This is a genomic window from Bradyrhizobium sp. WSM2793 (genome assembly GCF_000379585.1).
In the GTDB taxonomy this organism is placed as follows: domain Bacteria; phylum Pseudomonadota; class Alphaproteobacteria; order Rhizobiales; family Xanthobacteraceae; genus Bradyrhizobium.
Window position 1 is genome coordinate 409,805 of record NZ_KB902768.1, and the last position, 23,625, is coordinate 433,429.

Annotated in this window: 24 protein-coding genes; 23 read left to right on the plus strand and 1 reads right to left on the minus strand. The window is 64.2% G+C overall.

The annotated features are described in order from the left end of the window. The first annotated feature begins 65 nt into the window (after positions 1 to 65). From A3AS_RS0101800 to mmsB, 19 genes are all read left to right on the plus strand, one after another. Complete coding sequence (locus A3AS_RS0101800) at positions 66 to 1,325, plus strand: ABC transporter substrate-binding protein (protein ID WP_018315893.1); 1,260 nt, start codon at positions 66 to 68, stop codon at positions 1,323 to 1,325. A gap of 89 nt (positions 1,326 to 1,414) precedes the next feature. Then, entirely contained in the window at positions 1,415 to 2,317 is a 903-nt protein-coding gene (locus A3AS_RS0101805; protein WP_018315894.1) for a branched-chain amino acid ABC transporter permease, read from the plus strand. Next, complete coding sequence (locus A3AS_RS0101810; protein ID WP_018315895.1) at positions 2,314 to 3,333, plus strand: branched-chain amino acid ABC transporter permease; 1,020 nt, start codon at positions 2,314 to 2,316, stop codon at positions 3,331 to 3,333. The genes A3AS_RS0101805 and A3AS_RS0101810 overlap by 4 nt, the downstream gene beginning before the upstream one ends. 2 nt (positions 3,334 to 3,335) lie before the next feature. Then, positions 3,336 to 4,091, plus strand: a complete 756-nt coding sequence (locus A3AS_RS0101815) for an ABC transporter ATP-binding protein (RefSeq protein WP_018315896.1) — start codon at positions 3,336 to 3,338, stop codon at positions 4,089 to 4,091. Beyond that, positions 4,088 to 4,801, plus strand: coding sequence for an ABC transporter ATP-binding protein (locus tag A3AS_RS0101820; protein ID WP_018315897.1), 714 nt, complete (start codon positions 4,088 to 4,090; stop codon positions 4,799 to 4,801). Before A3AS_RS0101815 ends, A3AS_RS0101820 begins: the two co-directional genes overlap by 4 nt. 165 nt (positions 4,802 to 4,966) lie before the next feature. After that, positions 4,967 to 5,185 (plus strand): hypothetical protein, encoded by a 219-nt coding sequence (locus tag A3AS_RS0101825; RefSeq protein ID WP_018315898.1) that lies wholly within the window; start codon positions 4,967 to 4,969, stop codon positions 5,183 to 5,185. A 111-nt stretch (positions 5,186 to 5,296) separates the two neighbouring features. Then, positions 5,297 to 6,355: a YeiH family protein gene (locus A3AS_RS0101830; RefSeq protein WP_018315899.1), complete on the plus strand. Its 1,059-nt coding sequence runs from the start codon at positions 5,297 to 5,299 to the stop codon at positions 6,353 to 6,355. 95 nt (positions 6,356 to 6,450) lie between these two features. Further along, the gene (locus tag A3AS_RS0101835) at positions 6,451 to 7,623 is read left to right on the plus strand and encodes a fumarylacetoacetate hydrolase family protein (RefSeq protein ID WP_018315900.1); all 1,173 of its coding nucleotides are present in this window, start codon (positions 6,451 to 6,453) and stop codon (positions 7,621 to 7,623) included. Positions 7,624 to 8,004: 381 nt separating this feature from the next. Continuing rightward, positions 8,005 to 8,970: a galactofuranose ABC transporter, galactofuranose-binding protein YtfQ gene (ytfQ, locus tag A3AS_RS0101845; RefSeq protein ID WP_018315902.1), complete on the plus strand. Its 966-nt coding sequence runs from the start codon at positions 8,005 to 8,007 to the stop codon at positions 8,968 to 8,970. Positions 8,971 to 9,086: 116 nt separating this feature from the next. After that, positions 9,087 to 10,631: a sugar ABC transporter ATP-binding protein gene (locus A3AS_RS0101850; protein ID WP_020508593.1), complete on the plus strand. Its 1,545-nt coding sequence runs from the start codon at positions 9,087 to 9,089 to the stop codon at positions 10,629 to 10,631. Continuing rightward, positions 10,628 to 11,620, plus strand: a complete 993-nt coding sequence (locus tag A3AS_RS0101855; RefSeq protein WP_018315904.1) for an ABC transporter permease — start codon at positions 10,628 to 10,630, stop codon at positions 11,618 to 11,620. The genes A3AS_RS0101850 and A3AS_RS0101855 overlap by 4 nt, the downstream gene beginning before the upstream one ends. Then, positions 11,617 to 12,597 (plus strand): galactofuranose ABC transporter, permease protein YjfF, encoded by a 981-nt coding sequence (yjfF, locus tag A3AS_RS0101860; protein WP_018315905.1) that lies wholly within the window; start codon positions 11,617 to 11,619, stop codon positions 12,595 to 12,597. Before A3AS_RS0101855 ends, yjfF begins: the two co-directional genes overlap by 4 nt. Next, on the plus strand, positions 12,594 to 13,358 hold the full coding sequence (locus A3AS_RS0101865) for a FadR/GntR family transcriptional regulator (RefSeq protein ID WP_018315906.1): 765 nt from the start codon (positions 12,594 to 12,596) through the stop codon (positions 13,356 to 13,358). Before yjfF ends, A3AS_RS0101865 begins: the two co-directional genes overlap by 4 nt. Continuing rightward, positions 13,355 to 14,281 (plus strand): Gfo/Idh/MocA family protein, encoded by a 927-nt coding sequence (locus tag A3AS_RS0101870; protein WP_018315907.1) that lies wholly within the window; start codon positions 13,355 to 13,357, stop codon positions 14,279 to 14,281. Before A3AS_RS0101865 ends, A3AS_RS0101870 begins: the two co-directional genes overlap by 4 nt. 2 nt (positions 14,282 to 14,283) lie before the next feature. Next, positions 14,284 to 15,360, plus strand: coding sequence for an aldose epimerase family protein (locus A3AS_RS0101875; protein WP_018315908.1), 1,077 nt, complete (start codon positions 14,284 to 14,286; stop codon positions 15,358 to 15,360). Continuing rightward, a complete protein-coding gene (locus A3AS_RS0101880) occupies positions 15,360 to 16,238 on the plus strand; it encodes an SMP-30/gluconolactonase/LRE family protein (protein WP_026201571.1) in 879 nt (292 codons plus the stop codon). The genes A3AS_RS0101875 and A3AS_RS0101880 overlap by 1 nt, the downstream gene beginning before the upstream one ends. Before the next feature lie 75 nt (positions 16,239 to 16,313). Next, a complete protein-coding gene (gene chvE, locus A3AS_RS0101885; protein WP_018315910.1) occupies positions 16,314 to 17,387 on the plus strand; it encodes a multiple monosaccharide ABC transporter substrate-binding protein in 1,074 nt (357 codons plus the stop codon). A gap of 177 nt (positions 17,388 to 17,564) precedes the next feature. Continuing rightward, entirely contained in the window at positions 17,565 to 19,142 is a 1,578-nt protein-coding gene (gene mmsA, locus A3AS_RS0101890) for a multiple monosaccharide ABC transporter ATP-binding protein (protein ID WP_018315911.1), read from the plus strand. Continuing rightward, entirely contained in the window at positions 19,139 to 20,329 is a 1,191-nt protein-coding gene (gene mmsB / locus A3AS_RS0101895) for a multiple monosaccharide ABC transporter permease (RefSeq protein WP_018315912.1), read from the plus strand. Before mmsA ends, mmsB begins: the two co-directional genes overlap by 4 nt. Positions 20,330 to 20,428: 99 nt before the next feature. Here mmsB and A3AS_RS48115 read toward each other — a convergent pair whose 3' ends face one another. Then, positions 20,429 to 20,596, minus strand: a complete 168-nt coding sequence (locus A3AS_RS48115; RefSeq protein ID WP_018315913.1) for a hypothetical protein — start codon at positions 20,594 to 20,596, stop codon at positions 20,429 to 20,431. Positions 20,597 to 20,769: 173 nt separating this feature from the next. Between A3AS_RS48115 and A3AS_RS0101905 the strand changes: the two genes are divergently transcribed. The 4 genes from A3AS_RS0101905 (at position 20,770) to A3AS_RS0101920 (ending at position 23,622) form a co-directional block, all read left to right on the plus strand. After that, entirely contained in the window at positions 20,770 to 21,348 is a 579-nt protein-coding gene (locus tag A3AS_RS0101905; RefSeq protein ID WP_026201572.1) for a cytochrome c oxidase subunit 3 family protein, read from the plus strand. Further along, a complete protein-coding gene (locus A3AS_RS0101910) occupies positions 21,348 to 21,608 on the plus strand; it encodes a cytochrome C oxidase subunit IV family protein (protein ID WP_026201573.1) in 261 nt (86 codons plus the stop codon). The genes A3AS_RS0101905 and A3AS_RS0101910 overlap by 1 nt, the downstream gene beginning before the upstream one ends. A gap of 114 nt (positions 21,609 to 21,722) precedes the next feature. Next, the gene (locus tag A3AS_RS0101915) at positions 21,723 to 22,175 is read left to right on the plus strand and encodes a cytochrome c (RefSeq protein ID WP_018315916.1); all 453 of its coding nucleotides are present in this window, start codon (positions 21,723 to 21,725) and stop codon (positions 22,173 to 22,175) included. Between the two features lie 100 nt (positions 22,176 to 22,275). Continuing rightward, on the plus strand, positions 22,276 to 23,622 hold the full coding sequence (locus A3AS_RS0101920; RefSeq protein ID WP_018315917.1) for a cbb3-type cytochrome c oxidase subunit I: 1,347 nt from the start codon (positions 22,276 to 22,278) through the stop codon (positions 23,620 to 23,622). The last annotated feature ends 3 nt before the right edge of the window (positions 23,623 to 23,625 follow it).

Sequence of the window (23,625 nt, forward strand, 5' to 3'; positions counted from 1 at the left end):
GAATACGGAGACGACACGATCTCCGACAGGGATTTGAAACGCCGACCCGACAGAGGGAGGGAAAAATGACGAGGACCCGCACGCCGGGCATCAGCCGCCGTTCAACGTTGGCGCTGATGGGCGCCGGTGCGATGAGCGTTGCCGCGCCTTGGGTGGCGCGTGCGCAAGCCAAGACCATCAAGATCGGTATGCCGACGATCCTGTCGGGCCGCGTGGCCCAGCTCGGCACGTCCTCGCGCAATGCGGTGATGCTCGAGGTCGAGAAGGTCAACGTCGCCGGCGGCCTCGGCGGCCGGCAGATCGAGATGGTGATCCGCGATTCCAAGGGCCAGCCGCAGGAAGCCGCCCGCGTCGCGCGCGAGCTCGTGAATACCGATGGCTGTGAGCTGCTGATCGACGCCGAAGCCTCGTCTGGCGCCTTCGCGGTGCATGAGGTTGCACGCGATCTCGGCGTGTTCTGCATCCACACCAATTCGGAAACTTCGTCGCTGACTGCGGACCCGAAGCAGCACATTCCCAATGCCTTCCGCACTGCGCGACAGGGCGTGCACGATTCCATCATCGGCGGCAGCTATGCCGCGGCGATCGCCAAGACCAAGGGTCTGAAGAAATGGGCGACCTGCTCGCCCGATTATGCTTATGGCCGCGACACAACGGCGGAGTTCACGCTGTACCTGAAGCGCTTCGCGCCCGAGGTCGAGATCATCAGCGAGTCCTGGCCCAAGCTGTTCCAGCCCGACTACACCGAGGTGGTGACGAAGATCCTTCAGGCCAAACCCCAGGCGCTTTATTCCTGCCTGTGGGGCGGCGATCTCACCTCCTATATCGATCAGGCCAACATCTACGCGATGTTCGGCCAGATGGAGGTGTTCGCGGTCAACATGGCCGACTACACCGCGCTCACTGTCGTGAAGAACCTGCCCAAGGGCATCCACTCCGGCAACCGCTACATCAAGACCTTCCCGACCACACCGGAGAATGCCGCCTGGGGCGACGCCTACAAGGCGAAGTACAACGAATATCCGACCAACTGGTCATGGGAGAACGCCACCGCCATCATGCTGATGGCGGAAGCCGCGAAGAAGGCGAACTCCGCCGACGGCAAGAAGATCGCGGAGGCGTTGAAGGGCCTCACCATCAAGTGCCCGTTCGGTGCCGACGGCACCGTGACGATGCGCGGCGACGACCACACGCTGGTCGGCTACGCCATCGGCTGGGGCACCACGATCCCGCAGGAGCCATATGTGCCGGAGGTCAAGGCGGGCGACTGGAAGACGATCTTCGAGCTGGAGGCCGAGTGGAAGAAGAGCAAGGGCTACACCTGATCTGATGTGCGGCGGAGACGGGCGACCGTCTTCGCCGTTTCGTTTGATTTTTCGCGCCGTGTCAGGCGCCCGATAATGAAAGTGCTCTCGTGGATTTCGACGCGCTTGCCGGCTGCCTCTCCAGTTCCGCCTGCCTGGTGACGCAGACCACCAGCGGCCTCATCATCGGCATGCTGCTGTTTCTCGTGGCGGTCGGGCTGACGCTGATCTTCGGCGTGCTCAAGGTGGTCAATTTCAGCCACGGCGCCTTCTACATGTTCGGCGCCTATTTCGCGATGACCGCCTATCAGCTCACCGGCAGTTTCGCGCTGGCGATGCTGGCGGGCGCTGCCGGCACCGCTATTCTCGGCCTGATCTTCGAGCGCGTCTTCATGAGCCGCGTCTATGGCGCCGACGTCTTGATGCAGCTCCTGGTCTGCTACGCCTTCGTGCTGATTTTCGACGATGTCGTGCGCCTGATCTGGGGGCCGGAATTCAAGTCGATGGGCATGCCGTCCGCGTTCCAGGTGATGCCGCTGTTCATCGCCGGAGGCGTGGTGCCGCCTTATTACCTGCTGCTGATCGGTGTCGCGCTGGTCGCAGCGATCGTGCTCGGCATCGGGTTGTCGCGCAGCCGGATCGGCAAGGTGATCCGCGCCGCCGCGCAGAATCCCGGCATGGTGTCCGCGCTCGGCATCAACACCGGCTTGATCTATGGCGGCGTGTTCGCGCTCGGCGGCATGCTGGCGGGGCTCGCGGGTGCACTCGCCGCACCGGTGCGCTCGCTGACGCCCGGCATGGGATTCTCGGTGCTGATCGAATCCTTCATCGTCACCGTGATCGGCGGCATGGGCTCGATCCTGGGCGCCCTGATCGGCGCGCTGCTGCTCGGCCTGATCCGCTCGTTCGGCTCGCTCGGCTTTCCCCTGTTCACCGAAGGCCTGATGTATCTGTTCATGGTGATCGTGCTGGTCTCGAAACCCACCGGCCTGTTCGGCAAGGAGGCGGCATGACCGAGCTGGAGGCCGGACGTGCGCAAGGGCTGGCACCCGTGCGCGGTGGCTCGGTGCTGCAACGTTATCGCGACGTCCTGATCGCGCTGATCGCCTTTGCCGTGCTGGCGAGCTTGCCGCTGTTGACGGGCAGCAAGGCGCTGCTCGATTTCGTCATCCGCTGCTCCGCCTACGGGCTGTTCGCGACCTCACTCAACCTACTGGTCGGCTACACCGGCCTGACCTCGTTCGGCCATGGCATGTTCTTCGGCCTTGGCGCCTATAGTTTCGGCCTGATCATGCAAAAGCTCGGCGTGCCCGTTCCGGTCGCCTTCGTGGCGACGCTGGCGATCACGGCGCTCGTCGCGGCCGTCATCGGCGCGATCTGCGTGCGGCTCAAGGAGATCTATTTCGCCTTCGTCACGCTCGCCTTCCAGATGCTGATCCACTCGACCATCCTGTCCTGGGCTTCCTTCACCGGCGGCGACCAAGGCCTGCGCGGCGGCATTCCGCGACCGGTCTTTCTCGGCATCGATCTGGCCAACCACGTCCATCTCTACATCGCCAGTTGCGCGCTGTTGATCCTCGGACTGCTCGGAATGCGCCAGATCGCGCAATCGCCGTTCGGCTACACGTTGCGGATGATCCGCGACAATGCCGCGCGCGCGAGCTTTCTCGGCATCGACGTCTGGCGCGCCAAGCTCACCGTGTTCGTGCTGGCAGCGCTGTTCGCGGCGATGGGCGGCATGGTGATGGCGCTGTTCGTTTCCGGGGCCTATCCGGAATTCGCCTATTGGACCATCTCGGGTGAAGGCATCTTCATCAACATGCTCGGCGGTGTCTCAACCTTCCTCGGGCCGATGGTCGGCACCGTGCTCTTGCTGCTGCTCAACGACACCGTGACGCGGTTCACCGAGTACCATGGCATCGTGCTCGGCGTTGTCATCCTGTTCTTCGCGCTGGGCCTGCGCAAAGGCTTGCTGGATTTCGTCGCGGAATGGTTTTCGCAGCGGCGCGACGCAGGCGAGGGCCGCTAACGATGCTGGAGATCCGCAACCTCGCAAAGTCCTTTGGCGGCGTGAAGGCAACCAACGACGTCTCGCTCGATTTCCCCGACGGTTCGCTTACCGCGGTGATCGGTCCGAACGGCGCCGGCAAGAGCACGTTCTTCAATTTGATCACCGGCGCGTTGAAGCCTGACACCGGCCAGGTGCTGCTCGACGGCGTCGATCTCGCCGGCCGCTCGCCGCCGGAGATCGTCCGGCACGGCATCGGCCGCGCCTTCCAGGTTGCGAGCATCTTCAAGTCGCTGACGGTGCAGGAAACAATGCTCGCTGCGGTCAGTGCCGACCAGCGCAGCTCGGCGGTGCTGCACAAGCGCTTTCCGTTGGCGGAGACGCGCGACCGCGCCGAGCACGTGATGGAGCTGCTCGGCCTTGCGGGCAAACGCCATCGCACCGCCGCGACACTGTCGCATGGCGATCAGAAGCTGCTCGATATTGCCCTTGCGCTGGTGCTCGAACCAAAAGTGCTGCTGCTGGACGAGCCCACCGCCGGGATGGGGCCGGAAGAGCGTTGGCGCATGATCGACAAGGTGCGCGAGCTCTGGGAGACCCAGAAGATCACCGTCGTCTTCATCGAGCACGACATGGACATCGTGTTCAAGATCGCGCCCAAAATCGTCGTGCTCTGCTATGGCCGCATTCTTGCGACCGGCACGCCCGAGGAGATCCGCAACAACAGCGCCGTGATCGAGGCCTATCTTGGCACCGAGCATGCTGGAGCGACCGCATGAGTTCTGTCGTCATCGAAGTCGTCGATCTCGACGTTTATTACGGCACCAGCCAGATCCTGTTCGGCGTCGGCCTCTCGGTGCGGCAGGGCGAGACCATGGCGCTGCTGGGCCGCAACGGCGCCGGCAAGTCCACGACCATGAAGGCGATCATGGGGCTGGCGCCGCCGCGGCGCGGCAGGGTGAGCCTCCGCGGCTCGGTGATCTCCGGCTGGAAGCCGCACCATATCGCGCGTGCCGGCCTCGGCTTCGTGCCGGAGGACCGCCAGATCTTTCCGGAGCACACCGTCGAGGACAATCTCGTGATCGGAAAGAAGAGGGGGCCGGAGGGCCAGGACGAATGGCCGATCAAGCGCATCTATGAGGTGTTCCCGCTGCTGGAGCCGCTGCGCCATCGCATTGCCGGCCGTCTTTCGGGCGGCGAGCAGCAGATGCTGGCCATCGCGCGCACGCTGATGGGCAATCCGGCGCTGTTGCTGCTGGACGAGCCGAGCGAGGGGCTCGCGCCAATCATCGTGCAGCGGATCGGCGAGCTGTTGCGGCAGCTTCGAAGCATCGGATCGACCGTGCTGATCGCCGAGCAGAACATGCATTTCTGCCTGGGGCTCGCGAGCCACGCCACGATCATCGACAAGGGCCAGATCGTCTACGCCGCCGGAATCGACGAGCTGAAAGCCAATGAGGCGATCCGCCGGCGTTATCTGGCCCTTTGAGCCCGGCGGGCGGTGCCCGAATAGGCCCGAAGAAGAAAACGGTTGTCCGGGGTCATTCCGGCGGAAGGAGTTTCCCCGCGGGGGACCAAAAAAGCCAATCGCTTCCATTGCTGTTTGGGGTCGAAAAGACGACATTTCAGCCACGAATTGATGGATTGGCCTGCTATGGAACGCACTGGATTTGAGCCCTTCGGCGAGCAATTGGTGTCCGCAACGGATGCCCAGCCGAAGTCGCGCGCGTCAAAGCTCCTGTTGCGGGTCGGCACCGGCCTGTTCTGGTCGCTCGTGGCCGGAATTGTGCTCGCGCGTGCAGCGTTCTTCGAACCCGGCGTCTACGACGGGTTCAGCCGTGTGGCCTCGCTCGCCAAGAGCCTGATCTTCTGAGGCCGTTTATTCCGGGTTGAGGACAGAACTTCCCTCGGCCCTGATATGTCGAAAACTTATTCCCCATTGAGCTGGCGCTGCGTATAAATCTTTCTCCCCTGGGAGAGATTTGTGTCGCAGAATCAAGCATCCAGCCCGGCCGATGCCAAGCCGGCCACCGCCGCGAGCCGTATTTTCGCACTGATTCCAGGCATCCTCCTCTGTATCGCCGTCGCCGGTGTCTCGGCCCTGCTAGAAAGGGCTGAGCTCGGGGTGTTCGAGCATCCCTATGTCGAGGCGCTGGTGATGGCGATCCTGCTCGGGATGGCCCTGCGCAGCTTCTGGAAACCCGCGCCGCGCTGGCAGGCCGGCATCGCCTTCAGCGCAAAACAGCTGCTCGAAGTCGCGGTCATGCTGCTGGGCGCCTCGATCAGCTTCGCCGCCATCGCGGCTTCCGGCGTCGCGCTGCTGGCGTCGATCGCAGCCGTCGTGGTGATTGCACTCTGCGTGTCCTTTGGCATTAGCCGGATGATGGGCCTGTCGACGCGGCTGTCGATCCTGATCGCCTGCGGCAACTCGATCTGCGGCAATTCGGCGATCGCCGCCGTGGCGCCGATTATCGGCGCCAACAATGACGAGATCGCATCCTCGATCTCCTTCACCGCGATCCTTGGCGTGATGATGGTGCTCGGCCTGCCGCTGCTGATTCCGCTGTTGCAATTGTCTGCCACGCAATACGGCATCCTCGCCGGCCTCACGGTCTATGCGGTGCCGCAGGTGCTGGCCGCGACGGTCCCGGCCGGGCTCGTCTCGACGCAGATCGGCACGCTCGTGAAGCTGATGCGTGTGCTGATGCTCGGGCCGGTCGTCGTCGGCCTGTCGCTGGTTGCCTCGCGCTGGCAGAGCGATGCCAAGAAGACCAGCGTCGGCTTCTTCCGCCTCGTGCCCTGGTTCATCCTCGGCTTTCTGGCGCTGGCGACCTTGCGTTCCCTCGAGATCGTGCCGGGGACGGTGGTTGGGCCGGTGACCAAGATCACGAGTTTTCTCACTGTGGTGTCGATGGCGGCCCTCGGACTCGGCGTCGACGTGCGCGTGCTCGCCAATGTCGGCGGGCGGGTGACGGCCGCGGTGACGCTGTCGCTGATGCTGCTGCTCGGAATCAGCATCGCACTGGTGCATTGGTTCAAGTGAAGGGCGCGCTCTCTGGACTTCCCCCGCCAGAAGTTTATTGCTCTTCGCCAATATGATCGGCTGCGGCTGATCCGAGAAACAGTGAGGGCGCGGCCATGACGATATTGACGGTGAAAGACCTTCTCCCCGAGGACGGAACACGCGGCACACTCGCCGGCCGCGTCTGGCTGCCGCAGGCGAACGGTCCGGCCGTGGTCGCCGTCCGTGGCGATGGCGTGTTCGACGTCACCGCAAGATTTCCGACCATCAGCGCGCTCTGCGAAGAGGGCAACCCAGCCAAGGCGCTGAGCCTGACCAAGGGCGAGCGCATCGGCGATCTCGACGCCATCGTGGCCAACACGGCGCCGGACCAGCGCGATCGCCAAAAGCCGTGGCTGCTTGCGCCCGTGGACCTGCAGACGCTGAAAGCTGCTGGCGTGACTTTTGCCATCTCGATGCTGGAGCGCGTGATTGAGGAGCGGGCGAAGGGCAATCCGGCCTCTGCCGAAGCGATCCGCAAGGAGGTGACGCGGCTGATCGGCGACGATTTGTCAAAGCTCAAGCCGGGCTCCGACCAGGCGATGCATCTGAAGCAGGTGCTGATCGATCAGAACGCCTGGAGCCAATATCTCGAGGTTGGCATCGGTCCCGATGCCGAAGTCTTCACCAAGGCGCCGACCATGTCCTCGGTCGGCACCGGCATGGATGCCGGCCTGCATCCGAAATCGACCTGGAACAACCCGGAGCCGGAGCTCGTGCTGTTCGTGTCGAGCCGCGGCAAGATCGTCGGCGGCGCACTCGGCAACGACGTGAATCTGCGCGACTTCGAAGGACGCTCCGCGCTGCTGCTGTCGAAGGCCAAGGACAACAACGCCTCCTGCGCGATCGGACCGCTGCTGCGCCTGTTCGACGACAGCTTTACGCTCGACGATGCGCGCAAGCTCGACATCAGCCTGAACGTGAAGGGAGCGGACGGCTTCATTCTCGACGGCCATTCCTCGATCAGCAAGATCAGCCGTGATCCGACCGACCTGGTCGAGCAGACCATCGGCAAGGTGCATCAATATCCTGATGGCTTCGTGCTGTTCCTCGGCACGATGTTCGCGCCGGTCAAGGATCGCGATGCGCCGGGGCAGGGGTTCACCCACAAGCGCGATGACATCGTCACGATCGCAGCGCCGCAACTCGGCAAGCTCGTCAACCGCATGCGCACCAGCGACGAGTGCGAGCCCTGGACCTTCGGCATTGGTGCGCTGATGAAGAACCTGGCGCAGCGGAAGTTGATTTAACGCTTCACGTCTCGCAGCTGATCTCCCAAGTGAACGTCTATGAGGCCGTCGTGCCCGGGCTTGTCCCGGGCATCGACGTTCTTCGTCATGCGAGATGAGGCGTGGATGGCCGGGACAAGCCCGGCCATGACGGTGTCCGCGGCCTGGACCCAACCACAAACTTCCTTCATCTTCCCGTTGCATCGGTGGAACAAAATCGCGCTTGGCGTGTCTTAGAACCGCTTGCCGCCGCTCGGGCGCGTTTTCCTTCAAATAGTCAAATAATATGACTAGTCGGAACCCATCTTCCATGAAATAGTCCCTCCCGCCGCCTCAAAGGCCGGCCTGCGGGTGCCATGCTACCAATCGGCGCCCCGGATAACATTTTGGGAGACTCGCCTGATGATCCTCAAAGCCCTCTTTGCGGCCAGCGCCACGGCCGCCTTGTTGCTCGCGCTGCCGGCGAATGCCGCCGAGCTCACCATCGGCTTCTCGCAGATCGGATCGGAATCCGGCTGGCGCGCCGCCGAGACGTCGGTCTCCAAGCAGGAGGCCGCCAAGCGCAAAGTCAATCTCAAGATCGCCGATGCGCAGCAGAAGCAGGAGAACCAGATCAAGGCGATCCGCTCCTTCATCGCGCAGAACGTCGATGCGATCTTCCTGGCGCCCGTGGTCTCGACCGGCTGGGACTCGGTGCTGAAGGAGGCCAAGGAAGCCAAGATCCCGGTCGTGCTGCTCGACCGCGACATCGATCCGTCCGGCAAGGAACTCTATCTCACCGCCGTAACCTCGGACAGCGTGCATGAAGGCGAGGTCGCCGGCGACTGGCTGGCCAAGACGGTCGGCGCCAAGGCCTGCAACATCGTCGAGCTGCAGGGCACGGTCGGCGCCAGCGTCGCCACCAACCGCAAGAAAGGCTTCGACACCGCCATCGCCAAGCACGCGAACCTGAAGGTGGTGCGCAGCCAGACCGGCGACTTCACCCGCGCCAAGGGCAAGGAGGTAATGGAAAGCTTCATCAAGGCCGAAGGCGGCGGCAAGAACATCTGCGCGGTCTACGCCCACAACGACGACATGATGGTGGGCGCGATTCAGGCGATGAAGGAAGCCGGCCTCAAGCCTGGCAAGGACATCCTCACCGTTTCGATCGACGCGGTCCCCGATATCTTCAAGGCGATGGTTGCCGGCGAAGCGAACGCCACGGTGGAGCTGACGCCGAACATGGCGGGCCCGGCGCTCGATGCCGTCGCAGCCTTCAAGGGCAAGGGCACGGTTCCGCCGAAATGGATCCAGACCGAGTCCAAGCTCTATACTGCCGCCGATGATCCGCAGAAGATCTACGACAGCAAGAAGGGCCTCGGTTACTGAGGCGGGCTCCGCGCCGGACCGCTTCCAGTGGTTCGGCCCCCCCTTCGAAACCGCTGCACGAACGGCTAGGCTGGGTGTCCGCTTCAATGGCGGGCACCCGTGGGAGTGAATTTGCCATGCAGAACAGCCCCGATCCTGCTCTGCCCCTTCTTGAGGTGCGCGGGATCAGCAAAAGCTTTGGCGCTGTGCGCGCGCTGCAGGAGGTCGACTTCACGCTGCGCGCCGGCGAGATCCATGCGCTGCTCGGCGAGAACGGCGCCGGCAAATCCACGCTGATCAAGGTCGTCACCGGCGTATTCCCGCGCGATGCCGGCATTGTCAGGATCGGCGGTGAAGAGGTCGCGCCGCGCTTGGCCAAGGCAGCGCTGGCAGCGGGCATTGCCACCGTCTACCAGGAAGTCAACCTGCTGCCGAATCTGTCGGTGGCGCAGAACCTGTTCCTCGATCGCCAGCCGATGCGCTTCGGCATCGTGCGCGAGCGCGAGATGCGCCGCCGCGCCAAGGCGCTGCTTGCGGAGTTTGGCCTCGATATCGACGTGGCTGCGCCGCTTGGTACCTATTCGGTCGCTGTGCAGCACGTCACAGCGATTGCCCGCGCGGTGGACCTGTCCGCGCGCGTGCTGATCCTGGACGAGCCCACCGCGAGCCTCGACCGCCACGAGGTCGAGATCCTGTTCGGCATCATGCGGCAGCTCGCGAAGCGCGGTATCGGCATCGTCTTCGTCAGCCACTTCCTCGACCAGGTCTACGAGATCTCCGATCGCATCACGGTGCTGCGTAACGGCCGCCTCGTCGGCGAGCGCGAGACCGCCTCGCTGCCCCGGCTCGAGCTGATACGGCTGATGCTCGGCCGCGAATTGGCCGAAACCACCAGCGCGCGCGTATCAGTGGGCGAGCACAAGGTGCGCGAAATCTGCGCGAGTTTCGAGAATTACGGCAAGGCCGGCTATGTCGCGCCGTTCAATCTCGAGCTGCGCCATGGCGAGGTCGTCGGTCTCGCCGGCCTGCTCGGCTCGGGCCGGACCGAGACGGCGCGGCTGGTGTTCGGCGCCGAGCGCGCCGATGTCGGGAAGGCGAGGGTGGAGGGTGCCCCGGTGCGGCTGCAGTCGCCCCGCGACGGCGTACGCCACGGCTTTGGCTATTGCCCGGAGGAGCGCAAGACCGACGGCATCGTCGCCGAGCTCACTGTGCGCGAGAACATCGTGCTCGCGCTCCAGGCCAAGCGCGGCCTGCATCGGCCGCTGTCGCGCCGCGAGCAGGACGAGATCGCGCGCCGTTACGTCAAGATGCTCGACATCCGTCCGCCCGATGCTGAGCGCCCCGTCGGCCTGTTGTCCGGCGGCAATCAGCAGAAGGTTCTGCTGGCGCGTTGGCTCGCGACCTCGCCGCGGCTTCTGGTGCTGGACGAGCCGACCCGCGGCATCGATGTCGGCGCGCATGCCGAGATCATCCGCCTGATCCGCGAGCTCTGCGACGACGGGCTTTCGCTGCTCGTGATCTCCTCCGAGCTCGACGAGATCGTGACCTATTCGGACCGCGTCGTGGTGCTGCGCGACCGCGCCCATATCGAGGAGCTCGCGGGCGAGGCGATCGACGTCGGCAACATTCTCGCCGCCATTGCCGCCGACAGCGTCGCTGTTGCGCTTGAGGCCCACGCATGACAGCGCTGCTGCCGCGCCGCGGCCTTGCCCAGATCCTGGCGCTGATCGTCATCCTCGCGGTCGATCGCGTGGTGTCGCCGCAATTCTTCGACCTGCGCCTCCAGGACGGCCGTCTGTTCGGCAGCCTGATCGACGTGCTCAACCGCGGCACGCCGGTGGCGCTGCTCTCGCTCGGCATGGTGCTGGTGATCGCGACGCGCGGCATCGATCTCTCGGTCGGCGCCGTCATGGCGATCGCGGGCGCGATCGCAGCGAGCCTCGCCGACACTCACAGTCTGGCCGTCGTGCTGGCGGCAGCACTCGGCGCGGGCTTGATTTGCGGCCTGTGGAACGGCTTCCTCGTCGCGGTGCTCGGCATGCAGCCGATCGTGGCGACGTTGATTTTGATGGTGGCGGGACGCGGCATCGCCCAGCTCATCACCGAGGGACGCATCGTGACGTTCTCCTCGCCGGATCTGGTCTGGCTCGGAAATGGCTCGGTGCTCGGACTGCCGGTGCCGGTGGTGATTGCCCTGGGCATGCTCATCCTGACCGGCGCGGTGGTGCGGGGCTCCGCGCTCGGCCTCCTGATCGAGGCGACCGGCGGCAATGCGCGCGCGAGCGAGCTTGCCGGTGTCGGCACCCGTGCGATGATCCTGTCGGTCTATGTCTGGTGCGGCGTCTGCGCCGCGCTGGCCGGCGTGATCGCGGCGGCCGACATCATGGGGGCGGACGCGAACAATGCCGGCCTCTGGCTCGAGCTCGATGCCATTCTGGCCGTGGTGATCGGCGGCACCTCGTTGTTCGGCGGCCGCTTCAGCCTCGTGCTGGCCGTCCTCGGCGCGCTGATCATCCAGACCATGAACACCGGCATCCTTTTGTCCGGCTATCCGCCGGAGTTCAACCTGCTGGTCAAGGCGGTGGTGGTGCTCACGGTGCTGTTGCTGCAATCGCCCAAGTTGACCGGATTTGCCGGCATCGCCGCGCGGCTGCGGAGGACGAAAGCATGAGAGGTCTGCCGCCTGCCCTCATCACGGCGATCGTGCTGGTCGCGGGCTTCGCCGCCTGCGCGGTGCAGTTTCCCAACATCGCCTCGACCCGCGTCGTCGGCAATCTCCTTACCGACAACGCTTTCCTCGGCATCGTCGCGGCCGGCATGACCTTCGTCATCATCTCCGGCGGCATCGATCTCTCGGTCGGCTCGGTGATCGGCTTCGCCACCGTCTTCGTTGCGCTCGCGATCGAGCGCTGGGGCATGCCGCCGCTGGTTGCTTTCGTCGTCGTCCTCGCACTCTCGGCGGCCTTCGGTGCGGCGATGGGCGCGGTGATCCATGTCTTTGATTTGCCACCCTTCATCGTGACGCTCGCCGGCATGTTCCTGGCGCGCGGAGCGAGCTTCCTGCTCTCCACCGAATCCATACCGATCACCGCGCCGATCTATTCCACCGTGTCGGACTTCGCCTTGCGATTGCCGGGTGGCGGGCGATTGACGGCGATTGCGATCATCATGCTCGCGATCGTGATCGGCGGAGCCTTGCTGCTGCATCTCACCCGGTTCGGCGCCAATGTCTATGCGCTCGGCGGCAGCCGGACGACAGCGAGCCTGATGGGGGTTGCGGTCGGCAAGATGACGGTGAAGATCTACATGCTGTCGAGCCTGCTCGCAGGCATCGCCGGCATCGTCTTCTCGTTCTACACCAGCGCCGGCTATTCGCTTTCCGCCGTCGGCGTCGAGCTCGACACCATCGCGGCCGTCGTGATCGGCGGCACGCTGCTCACGGGCGGGCAGGGCTCGGTGATCGGTACTTTCCTCGGCGTGCTGATCCAGGGCCTGATCCAGACCTACATCAATTTCGACGGCACGCTGTCGAGCTGGTGGACCAAGATCGCGACCGGCATCTTGCTGTTCGCCTTCATTGCCTTGCAGCAGGGTCTGGTCGCGCTCGCGCGCCGGCCGCTGGCGAAGAGCGCAGGAGCCGCCACATGACATCGCGCATCGTCGTCATCCCGACGCGGCGGGCTCACTCCAACCATGCGGAGGTCGCCCGCTCGATCGGCGTCGACATCATCGCCGGCCGCTACGCGGAAGGGACGCGCCTGCCTGGTGATGCCGAGATGATCGCGATGTTCGGCGTGTCGCGGCCGGTGCTGCGGGAGAGCGTGAAGACCCTGGTCGCCAAGGGCCTGCTGACCACCAAGGCGCGCGTCGGAACCGTCGTGCGCGAACGCGCCGCCTGGAACATGTTCGACGCCGACGTGCTGGCCTGGCATCTTGACGCCGGTATCGACAAGCGTTTCCTCAATGACCTCGCCGAGATCCGTCTCGCGGTCGAGCCGCGCGCGGCCATGCTGGCGGCCAAGCAGCGGTCGGAGGAGGATCTGGCCGAACTTCGGCGCAGCATGGAGCGCATGCGGCTCGAAGCGTCCGATTCGGTCGGCTTTGCCGATGCCGACCTCGCACTTCACGTCGCCGTGGCGCGCGCCTCCGGCAACCTGTTCATGCGCTCGATCGGCCACGTCATCGAGGCCGCGCTTCGCGCCTCGTTCCTGCTGAGCGCGCCGGTCGAATTGGAAGACCGCGACACGGTGTTGCTCTGGCACCAGAAGATCGTCGATGCGATTGCGGCCGGCGATGCGGAGGCCGCCTCTGAGGCGATGATTTTCGTCATTCACAACGGCATGCATCGCCATGAGGGCACGGTCATCGAGACCGCACCGGCCTCCGTGGAATCTGGAGAGGGATCGTGACGGAACTCCGCATTGCCATCGTCGGCTTCGGCAAGATCGCGCGTGACCAGCATGTCGGCGCAATCGCCGCCGTGCCGGGCGCGGGGCTGGCGGCGATTGCCAGCCGTAACGCCTCGCTGCCGGGACTGCCGCATTTCGCCACCATCGAGGAGCTGCTGGAAAAGGGACCGCCGATCGATGCGGTCTCGCTCTGCACGCCGCCGCAGGTGAGGCGCGCTCAGGCCGCCGCGGCGCTCGCGGCGGGCAAGCATGTCATGCTGGAGAAGCCGCCGGGCATCGGTGTCGCCGAACTCGATCCGCTGATCGCGATGGCGGCGGAGGCAAAGCGCACGCTGTTTGCGACCTGGCATTCACGCCATGCGCCGGCGGTCGAGCCCGCGCGGCAATGGCTCACTGAGCGTCGCATCAAGTCGGTGCACATCAGCTGGAAGGAAGATGTCCGCGTCTGGCATCCCGGGCAGGGCTGGATCTGGGAGCCGGGCGGCCTCGGCGTGTTCGACCCCGGCATCAACGCGCTGTCGATCCTGACCAGGATCCTGCCGAAACCCGTGTTCGTCACCGCGGCTGAGCTGGCGTTTCCCGCCAATTGCCAGGCACCGATTGCGGCGAACCTGACGCTGACCGACATCGATGGCCTTGCTGTCACCGCCGAGTTCGATTTCCGCCAGACCGGACCGCAGAGCTGGGATATCGTCGTCGAAACGGACCAGGGCCGGATGACTTTGTCCAGCGGTGGCGCGCGGATGGAGGTCGACGGCAAGGTGCTTGCCGAGGCGCCCGATGAGGAATATCGCGGACTCTACCGGCGCTTCGTCGAGCTCGCGGCGACCGGCGCAAGCGACGTCGATCTGACGCCGCTTCGCCTCGTCGCCGACGCGTTCCTGCTCGGCAGGCGCACCGTGGTCGAACCGTTTGTGGATTAGACATGGCCGCATCAAAAATCACAAAAGACATCTTCGGAACACTGCCCGACGGCCGCGAAGTCGAGCGCATCGTGCTGCGCGGCGAGGGCGGCTTCGAGGCGCGGATCATCACCCACGGCGCGGTGATCCAGGCGCTGATTGCGCCGGATGCGAAGGGCGGTCACGACGATGTCGTGCTCGGCCATGATGCGTTCGCCGGCTATCTCGCGGAGCGAAAGTTCCTTGGGGCCACCGTCGGCCGCTATGCCAACCGTATCGCCAACGGACAGTTCTCGCTCGACGGTGAAACGGTACAGCTCCCGGTCAACAACGGCCCGAATGCGCTGCACGGCGGCCTCGACGGTTTTGATCGCAAGCTCTGGCAGATTGCGGAGATCGACGACGGCGCCGCGCCCAGGGTGACGCTCACTTACACAAGTCCGCATGGCGAGGAGAATTATCCCGGCCAGCTCGATGTCCGCCTGACCTATCGCGTCACCGGCCCGACCGAATTGTCGTTGAGCATGGAGGCGCGGACCGACCGTCCCACCATCGTCAACCTCACCAACCACAGCTTCTTCAATCTGGAAGGCGCGACGTCAGGCACGCCCATTCTCGATCACAGGCTGACGGTCGCCGCCGAGCATTTCCTCGCCATCGACCCCACCGCCATTCCGCTGCCTGGACCGCCGCGCGCGGTGGCGGGAACGCCGTTCGACTTCCGCGAGCCTCGACCCGTGGGAGAACGTATCCGGCAAGGCGATGAGCAATTGCGCAACGGCAGGGGCTACGACCACACCTACTGCCTTGCGCGCGACGGCAAGCTTGCGCTCGCAGCGCGGCTGGAGGCACCGCGCGCGGGGCGCGTCATGGAGCTGTTCACCGACCAACCCGGCCTGCAAGTCTATTCCGGCAACTATCTCGACGGCACGATTTCGGGGAAGGGCGGCAAGCTGATCCGGCAATCGGATGCCATGTGCCTGGAGCCGCACATCTGGCCTGACGCGCCGAACCGGCCGGATTTCCCGAGCCCGCGCCTCGATCCCGGCGGAGTTTATCGGCATCACACGGTCTATCGTTTCGGTGTGAGGGCGTCATGATGGAACAGGTGCCGACATCAGTTCTCTCGGACGATCCCTGTCATCTCGGCGAGGGCCCGACCTATGACGTGACCACAGACACCGCCTGGTGGTTCGACATTCGCGAGGGACGGCTGTTCGAGGCGCAACTCGACAGCGGCAGCATTCGCGTCCACGCGCTCGGCCGGATGGCGAGCGCGCTCGGGCGCATCGATGCCGAGCGGCAATTGATCGTCGCCGAGGATGGGCTTTACATCCGCAAGGTCGCCGACGGTGCGATGACGCTGTTCCTTCCGCTCGAAGCGGACAAGCCCGCCACGCGCTCCAATGATTGCCGTGTGCACCAGTCCGGCACGTTCTGGATCGGCACCATGGGCAAGAAGGCCGAGCCGAAGGCGGGGGCGATCTACGCGTTCCACCGCGGCAAAATCTCGACGCTGTTTCCCCGCATCAGCATTCCCAATTCGATCTGCTTCTCGCCGGACGGCGCCATTGGCTATTTCACCGACACCGTACGCGCCGTGCTCTACGCAGTCCCGCTCAATCCCGCGACCGGCCTGCCGCGCGGCGAGCCGGAGGTGCTGCTGCGACACACCGGTATCGGCGGCCTCGATGGCTCAGTGTGCGATGCCGACGGAAACATCTGGAATGCCTGCTGGGGCGCGAGCCGGATCGATGTCTATTCTCCGCAAGGCGAGCGTCTGCGCTCGCTGAGCGTGCCGGCAAAGCAGGCAAGCTGCCCGGCTTTCGTCGGCCCCGATCTGTCGCGCCTCCTCGTCACGTCAGCGTGGCAGGATATGGACGCGGCGGCGCGTGCCGCCGATCCGCAAGCCGGTTGCACTTTTCTATTGGAGCCATCCGCGCGCGGTCGCGCGGAGCCCGACGTCAAGCTCGCATAGGAGACCAGAGGCAGTCCACGACGACGACGTTCTCGACGACATCAAGAAACAGTCTGACACCCAAGGGAGTAAAACATGCTGAAACTGAAGACGACATTCCTCGCACTGGCGTTGGCCGGCGCTGCGACGATGGCCACAGGCCTCACCGCCTCCGCCCAGGACAAGGCGACCGTCGGCATCGCGATGCCGACCAAATCGTCGGCGCGCTGGATCGACGACGGCAACAACATGGTCAAGGTGCTGAAGGAGCGGGGTTACAACACCGACCTGCAATATGCCGAGGATGACATCCCGAACCAGCTCTCGCAGGTCGAGAACATGGTGACCAAGGGCGCGAAAGCGCTGGTGATCGCTGCAATCGACGGCACCACGCTGTCCGACGTGCTCAAGCAGGCCAAGGCGAAGGGCATCACCGTGATCGCCTATGACCGCCTGATCCGCGGCACGCCGAACGTCGACTATTACGCGACCTTCGACAATTTCCAGGTCGGCGTGCTCCAGGCGCAGTCGATCGAGCAGGGGCTCGGGCTGAAGGACGGCAAAGGCCCGTTCAACATCGAGCTGTTCGGCGGCTCCCCCGACGACAACAACGCCTACTTCTTTTATAACGGCGCGATGAGCGTGCTGAAGCCCTATATCGACAGCGGCAAGCTCGTCGTCGGCTCGGGCCAGATGGGTATGGACAAGGTCGCGACGCTCCGCTGGGACGGCGCCACCGCCCAGGCCCGCATGGACAATCTGCTCAGCGCCTACTACGGCAACAAGAAGATCAACGCCGTGCTCTCGCCCTATGACGGCATCTCGATCGGCATCATCTCCTCACTGAAAGGCGTCGGCTACGGCAGCGCCGATCAGCCGATGCCGATCATTTCGGGTCAGGACGCCGAGGTGCCCTCGATCAAGGCGATGCTGCGCGGCGACCAATATTCGACCATCTTCAAGGATACCCGCGACCTCGCCAAGGTGACCGCCGACATGGTCGACGCCGCGCTTGCCGGCAAGCAGGTCACGGTCAACGACACCAAGACCTACGAGAACGGCGTCAAGACCGTGCCGTCCTACCTGCTCAAGCCGGTCGTGGTTTACAAGGACAATTGGGAGAAGGTGCTGGTCGACAGCGGCTACTACAAGAAGGCGCAGTTCCAGTAATACTCTTTCCTTCCTCTCTCCCCGCTTGCGGGGAGAGGGGAAGGGTGAGGGGCGCGAGCGAGGTGGCAGTGGGACTCGCGGAGACTCCCCCTCACCCGGATCGCATCTTGCGATGCGATCCGACCTCTCCCCGCAAGCGGGGAGAGGTGAACGACAGCGATCGAGGGATATGACACGATGACCGCCATGCTGGAGATGCGCAACGTCAGCAAGAGCTTTGCAGGCGTGCAGGCGCTACGCGACGTCAACTTCTCGGTTCACGCCGGGCAGATCCACGCGCTCGTCGGCGAGAACGGTGCCGGCAAGTCGACGCTGATGAAGGTGCTCAGTGGTGTCTACCCGCATGGAAGCTATGAGGGCACCATCGTCTTCGACGGCGAGGAGCGGCGCTTCCGCGACATCAACGATTCCGAGGCGCTCGGCATCATCATCATCCACCAGGAGCTGGCGCTGATCCCGCTGATGTCGATCGCGGAGAACATTTTTCTGTCGCATCCGCCTTCAAAGCTGGGCGTGATCGACCGCGACGAGGTGTACCGGCGCACGCGTGAACTGCTGGCGCAGGTCGGCCTGAAGGAATCCCCTGACACGCTGATCACCGATCTCGGCGTCGGCAAGCAGCAACTGGTCGAAATCGCCAAGGCGCTGTCCAAGCGGGTGCGGATGCTGATCCTGGACGAGCCGACCGCGAGCCTCAACGAGGCTGACAGCGCCGCGCTGCTCGAACGCCTGATGGCGTTCCGCGAGCAGGGCATCGGCTCGATCCTGATCTCGCACAAGCTCAACGAGGTCGCCAAGGTCGCCGACCACATCACCGTGCTCCGCGACGGCCGCACCGTCGACAGCATCGATTGCCGCGCCGAGCCGATTCAGGAAGACCGCATCATCCGCAGCATGGTCAATCGCGACATGGCGCACCGTTTCCCCGAGCGCAGCGTGAAGATCGGCGAGCCCGTGCTCGACGTCGCGAACTGGTCGGTCTATCATCCCATCCATCCCGAGCGGCAGGTGATCAAGAACGTCAATTTCGGCGTCAGGCGCGGCGAGGTCGTCGGCATTGCCGGGCTGATGGGCGCCGGCCGCACTGAATTCGCCATGAGCCTGTTCGGCCGCTCCTGGGGCACCCATATCAGCGGCAGCATCCGGCTCGAAGGCAGAGACATGGTGCTGCCGAGCGTCGCGGCGGCGATCGACGCCGGCCTTGCCTATGTCACCGAGGATCGCAAGCAGCTCGGCCTGATCCTGGCCGACGACGTCCGCAAGAACATCACGCTCGCCAGCCTCGACCAGGTCGCGCCAAGCCGCGTGATCGACGACATCGCCGAGCTGAAGATCGCCAGCGACTATCGCACCCGCATGCGCATCCGCTGCTCCGACGTCTACCAGGAGACCGGCCAGCTCTCCGGCGGCAACCAGCAGAGGGTGGTGCTGTCGAAATGGCTGATGACCGACCCCAAGGTGCTGATTCTGGACGAGCCGACGCGGGGCATAGACGTCGGTGCCAAATACGAGATTTACTGTATCATCAACGAGCTGGCGGAGGCCGGCCGCGGCGTCGTGGTGATCTCCTCGGAGATGCCCGAGCTGCTCGGCATTTGCGACCGCATCTGCGTCATGAACGACGGCGCCTTCGTCGGCGAGTTCAGCGGAGCCGAGGCGACGCAGGAAAAGATCATGCGCGCCATCATGCGCAACGAACGAAACATTGGGAACGCCGCGCCCGCGGCCGCGGAAATGGGAGGAATGCAGCCATGACCGACAAGACGGTATCGCTGCCCGAGGAGCGCCGGCACGGCAGCTTCATCAAGAACAATTTGCGCAACTACGGCATGCTGATGTCGTTGATCGCGATCATGCTGTTCTTCCAGGTCATGACAGGCGGCACGCTGTTGCAGCCGCTCAACCTGACCAACCTGGTGCTGCAGAACAGCTACATCGTCATCATGGCGCTCGGCATGCTGCTGGTGATCGTCACCGGCCATATCGACCTGTCGGTCGGCTCGGTCGCCGGCTTCGTCGGCGCGGTGGCCGCGGTGCTAATGGTGACCTACAAGATCGACTACACGCTCGCCTTCATCGCCTGCCTGTTGCTGGGTGCGGCGATCGGCGCGGCGCAGGGCTATTGGGTGGCCTTTTTCGGCATTCCGTCCTTCATCGTGACGCTGGCGGGCATGCTGGTGTTCAAGGGCCTCGCGCTCGCGGTGCTGCAAGGGCAGTCGCTCGGCCCGTTCCCGGCGACCTTCCAGAAACTGTCCTCCGGCTTCATTCCGGAGCTGCTGCCCGAAGCCGGCACGCTGCATCCGACCTCCATGCTGATCGGTGCCGTGCTCGCGCTCGGACTCGTCTATGCCAGCGCCAAGGGACGCTCGCGTGAGCAATCGCACGGCATCGAGGTCGAGCCTTATGCGTTCTTCCTGGGCAAGAGCGTCCTGCTCGCTTGCGCCGTGCTCTATTTCACCTATCTGATCGCCTCGCATCGCGGCCTGCCGAACGTGCTGGTCATCATGACCGCGCTGATCGCGCTCTATGGCTTCGTCACCCGGCGCACCGTGATCGGCCGGCAGGTCTACGCGGTGGGCGGCAATGCGAAGGCGGCAAAACTGTCGGGCATCAAGACCGAACGGCTGACCTTCCTCACCTTCGTCAACATGGGCGTGCTGGCCGCACTCGCCGGTCTCGTCTTCGCCGCGCGCCTCAACACCGCGACGCCGAAGGCGGGATTGGGCTTCGAACTCGACGTCATCGCCGCCTGCTTCATCGGCGGCGCCTCGGCCTATGGCGGAGTCGGGCGCGTCGGCGGCGCCGTGGTCGGCGCCATGATCATGGGCGTGATGAACAACGGCATGTCCATCCTCGGCATCGGCATCGACTATCAGCAGGTCATCAAGGGCCTGGTGCTGCTCGGGGCGGTGTGTATCGACGTGTATAACCAGCGGCGGTAGCCGCATTGACGGTCTGGTAGGGTGGGCAAAGGCGCGTAAGCGCCGTGCCCACCATCTTCTCTCGTGGCACTATGGTGGGCACGCTTCGCTTTGCCCACCCTACGGCAGCGGTGATTGCGTCGTGAACAGCACCGTCGCGATCGCGACGGAGAGGATTACCGCCGATACGGTTGCCACGGTGGACAGGACCCCCATTCGCCGGAGCGCGATGGCGAACACGATGATGATGGGGGTCGCGGTCATCAGCCCGATTTGTGCATCGCTCATTGCATCGCTCGCCGTTTTGCGGAACCACCGGATGCACCGACCCTATGGCGGTGAGGCGGGCGGGACGTTGCGATAGCGCAAACCTGCCTCCCGCCAGTTGCACTATTTGTCCGGCGACAAAGTTGGAATCGCGCCGGTGGGATATCTGTTCGGCGTCTTGATGCGGAAGTCAGATGTCGGCAACGGATTGCGAACAACAGGGAACCGGCTGGGGAATCCTGGAAGATCTTCCCGGCGATCCCATGATCTGGGTGCTGATCTTCAGCGAGCTCGCCGCCTTCGGCCTGTTCCTTGGCGCTTTCGTCATCGCGCGCGCGCTTCACCCGGCGGTCTTCGCGGCCGGTCAGGCCAGCCTTGATGCGCATCTGGCGGGAATCAACACCATCGTGCTCGTGACCAGTGGCTGGGCTGCCGCGCGCGGGGCGGCTGCTGCACGGGCGGGCGAAAGCCGGCGTGCACGCGGCTGGCTGTTCGGCGCCATGGCCCTTGGCGTCGTCTTCATCGCGGTCAAGCTGTTCGAATATGCCGGCGAGATCGCGTTAGGAAACGGCCTGGAGACCAGCCCGTTCTTCACGCTGTACTTCCTCCTCACCGGCTTCCATCTCCTGCATGTCGGCCTCGGCATCGTGATTCTGGCCGTAGTGTCCCGGGGCGCCCGAGCGGCGGGCGTCGAGACCGGCACCGCTTTCTGGCACATGGTCGACCTGCTCTGGATCGTCATGTTTCCCATCATCTATCTGGTGCACCCGTGATTCCGGATCGTCTCGACATCACCTGGATCACGTTGATCGGCCTAGCGCTCGCGACCATTCTGGTGCCGCCGCTGGTGTCGCGCCCCTTGTTTGCCGACGCCTTGCTGCTGACGTTTGCCGCTCTCAAGGGCCGCCGTATCGTGCTCGATTTCCTCGATCTTCGCTCAGCGCCGGCACTTTGGCGCGGCATCGTCAGCGCCTGGGTCTTCATCGTGGTGCTGTTTGCCTGGCTCGCATCAGCCGTCGTTGCCCTGATCTGACTGGCGGTTGCGCATCGTCGCGCTGCTTGCGCTTCGTCAAAGAGGACCCCCAGGCAATCGGCAATAAATCGCAGCATCGCATCTTTCTCAGGAATCAAACGGAAAGGATTGGCAATGGCTGAACGCCTGACCAAGTCGGCCGCTCGAAATGTCTTCTACGGCGGTTCGGCCTTCTTCTTCGCCATTTTCATAGGGCTGACGGCGCACAGCCATTACTACATGGCGACGACCTCGACCGACGCGAAGACGCTGACGTCGTCGGTCGCCCGCGGCAAGCATGTCTGGGAGAAGAACTCCTGCATCAACTGCCACACACTGCTGGGCGAGGGCGCCTATTTCGCCCCAGAGGTCGGCAACGTCTGGGATCGCTGGGGCGGCAACGAGGATCCGGCCGCCGCGCGCGAGACGCTGAAGGCCTGGATGCAATCGCAGCCCTCGGGCGCAGAGGGCCGGCGGCAGATGCCGCAGTTCAACCTGACCGACCAGGAACTGAACGATCTCGCCGACTTCCTGCAATGGACCAGCACGATCAAGCGTCAGAGCTGGCCGCCGAACAAGGCCGGCTGAGCATGATCCGGAAAAGTGTGAAGCGGTTTTCCGAAGAGATCATGCTCAAACAACAAGCAAGGCGCACAGCTTTCCTCTTTCAAGACAGAGAGAACCCGAGATGAAGTACCAAACCCAGAAAGTCGCGATGCTGTATTTCTACGGCGCGCTGACCCTGTTCCTGGCCCAGGTCGTGTTCGGCCTGCTCGCCGGGACCATCTACGTCCTACCCAATACGCTGTCGACGCTGCTGCCGTTCAACATCGTCAGGATGATCCATACCAACGCGCTGATCGTATGGTCGCTGATCGGCTTCATGGGCGCGACCTACTATCTGCTCCCGGAAGAGACCGAGAACGAGCTCTACAGCCCGCTGCTGGCGAAGATCCAGTTCTGGATGTTCTTCGGCGCAGCCGGCATCGCCGTGGTCGGCTATCTCTTCCACTACCACGAGGGCCGGGAGTTTCTCGAACAGCCCTTCATCATCAAGGTCGGCATCGTCGTCGTCTGCCTGATGTTCCTATTCAACGTCACGATGACGGCGCTGAAGGGCCGCAAGACCACGGTCACCAACATCCTGTTGTTCGGCCTGTGGGGCGTTGCGATCTTCTTCCTGTTCGCCTTTTACAACCCGGCGAACCTTGCCGTCGACAAGATGTACTGGTGGTACGTCGTCCATCTCTGGGTCGAGGGCGTGTGGGAGCTGATCATGGCCTCCGTGCTCGCCTATCTCATGATCAAGCTCAACGGCATCGATCGTGAGGTCGTCGAGAAGTGGCTCTACGTCATCATCGGCCTTGCCCTGTTCTCGGGCATCCTCGGCACCGGCCACCATTTCTATTGGATCGGCGCGCCCGGCTACTGGCAGTGGATCGGCTCGCTGTTCTCCACGCTCGAGGTTGCGCCGTTCTTCACCATGGTGATCTTCACCGTGCAGATGACCTGGAAGGCCGGCCGCAAGCATCCGAATCGCGCTGCGCTGTTGTGGTCGGTTGGCTGCTCGGTGATGGCGTTCCTTGGTGCCGGCGTGTGGGGCTTCCTGCACACGCTGTCCTCGGTGAACTACTATACCCACGGCACGCAGGTCACCGCCGCGCACGGCCATCTCGCCTTCTTCGGCGCCTATGTGATGCTGAACCTGTCGGTGATGGCCTATGCGATCCCGCAGATCAAGGGACGTGCGCCCTATAACCAATGGCTCTCCATGACGAGCTTCTGGATCATGTGCACGGCCATGATGACCATGACTTTCGCGCTGACCTTCGCCGGCGTGGTCCAGGTTCACCTGCAGCGCGTGCTCGGCCAGGGTTACATGGACGTGCAGGACCAGCTCGCGATGTTCTACTGGGTCCGGCTCGGCTCCGGCGTGTTCGTCGCGATCTCCGCGCTGATGTTCGTCTGGGCCGTGCTGGTGCCGGGCCGCGAGAGGCAGGCGACCATTCCTGCGGCGCTGCAGCCGGCCGAGTAATCG

Coding starts and splice junctions, on each gene's coding strand:
- mmsB (WP_018315912.1), top strand. CDS start 19,139: ATGACCGACAAGACGGTATCGCTGCCCGAGGAGCGCCGGCACGGCAGC.
- A3AS_RS48115 (WP_018315913.1), bottom strand. CDS start 20,596: ATGAGCGATGCACAAATCGGGCTGATGACCGCGACCCCCATCATCATC.
- ytfQ (WP_018315902.1), top strand. CDS start 8,005: ATGATCCTCAAAGCCCTCTTTGCGGCCAGCGCCACGGCCGCCTTGTTG.
- A3AS_RS0101810 (WP_018315895.1), top strand. CDS start 2,314: ATGACCGAGCTGGAGGCCGGACGTGCGCAAGGGCTGGCACCCGTGCGC.
- A3AS_RS0101915 (WP_018315916.1), top strand. CDS start 21,723: ATGGCTGAACGCCTGACCAAGTCGGCCGCTCGAAATGTCTTCTACGGC.
- A3AS_RS0101880 (WP_026201571.1), top strand. CDS start 15,360: ATGGAACAGGTGCCGACATCAGTTCTCTCGGACGATCCCTGTCATCTC.
- mmsA (WP_018315911.1), top strand. CDS start 17,565: ATGACCGCCATGCTGGAGATGCGCAACGTCAGCAAGAGCTTTGCAGGC.
- chvE (WP_018315910.1), top strand. CDS start 16,314: ATGCTGAAACTGAAGACGACATTCCTCGCACTGGCGTTGGCCGGCGCT.
- yjfF (WP_018315905.1), top strand. CDS start 11,617: ATGAGAGGTCTGCCGCCTGCCCTCATCACGGCGATCGTGCTGGTCGCG.
- A3AS_RS0101815 (WP_018315896.1), top strand. CDS start 3,336: ATGCTGGAGATCCGCAACCTCGCAAAGTCCTTTGGCGGCGTGAAGGCA.
- A3AS_RS0101855 (WP_018315904.1), top strand. CDS start 10,628: ATGACAGCGCTGCTGCCGCGCCGCGGCCTTGCCCAGATCCTGGCGCTG.
- A3AS_RS0101920 (WP_018315917.1), top strand. CDS start 22,276: ATGAAGTACCAAACCCAGAAAGTCGCGATGCTGTATTTCTACGGCGCG.
- A3AS_RS0101865 (WP_018315906.1), top strand. CDS start 12,594: ATGACATCGCGCATCGTCGTCATCCCGACGCGGCGGGCTCACTCCAAC.
- A3AS_RS0101905 (WP_026201572.1), top strand. CDS start 20,770: ATGTCGGCAACGGATTGCGAACAACAGGGAACCGGCTGGGGAATCCTG.
- A3AS_RS0101875 (WP_018315908.1), top strand. CDS start 14,284: ATGGCCGCATCAAAAATCACAAAAGACATCTTCGGAACACTGCCCGAC.
- A3AS_RS0101850 (WP_020508593.1), top strand. CDS start 9,087: ATGCAGAACAGCCCCGATCCTGCTCTGCCCCTTCTTGAGGTGCGCGGG.
- A3AS_RS0101825 (WP_018315898.1), top strand. CDS start 4,967: ATGGAACGCACTGGATTTGAGCCCTTCGGCGAGCAATTGGTGTCCGCA.
- A3AS_RS0101820 (WP_018315897.1), top strand. CDS start 4,088: ATGAGTTCTGTCGTCATCGAAGTCGTCGATCTCGACGTTTATTACGGC.
- A3AS_RS0101835 (WP_018315900.1), top strand. CDS start 6,451: ATGACGATATTGACGGTGAAAGACCTTCTCCCCGAGGACGGAACACGC.
- A3AS_RS0101800 (WP_018315893.1), top strand. CDS start 66: ATGACGAGGACCCGCACGCCGGGCATCAGCCGCCGTTCAACGTTGGCG.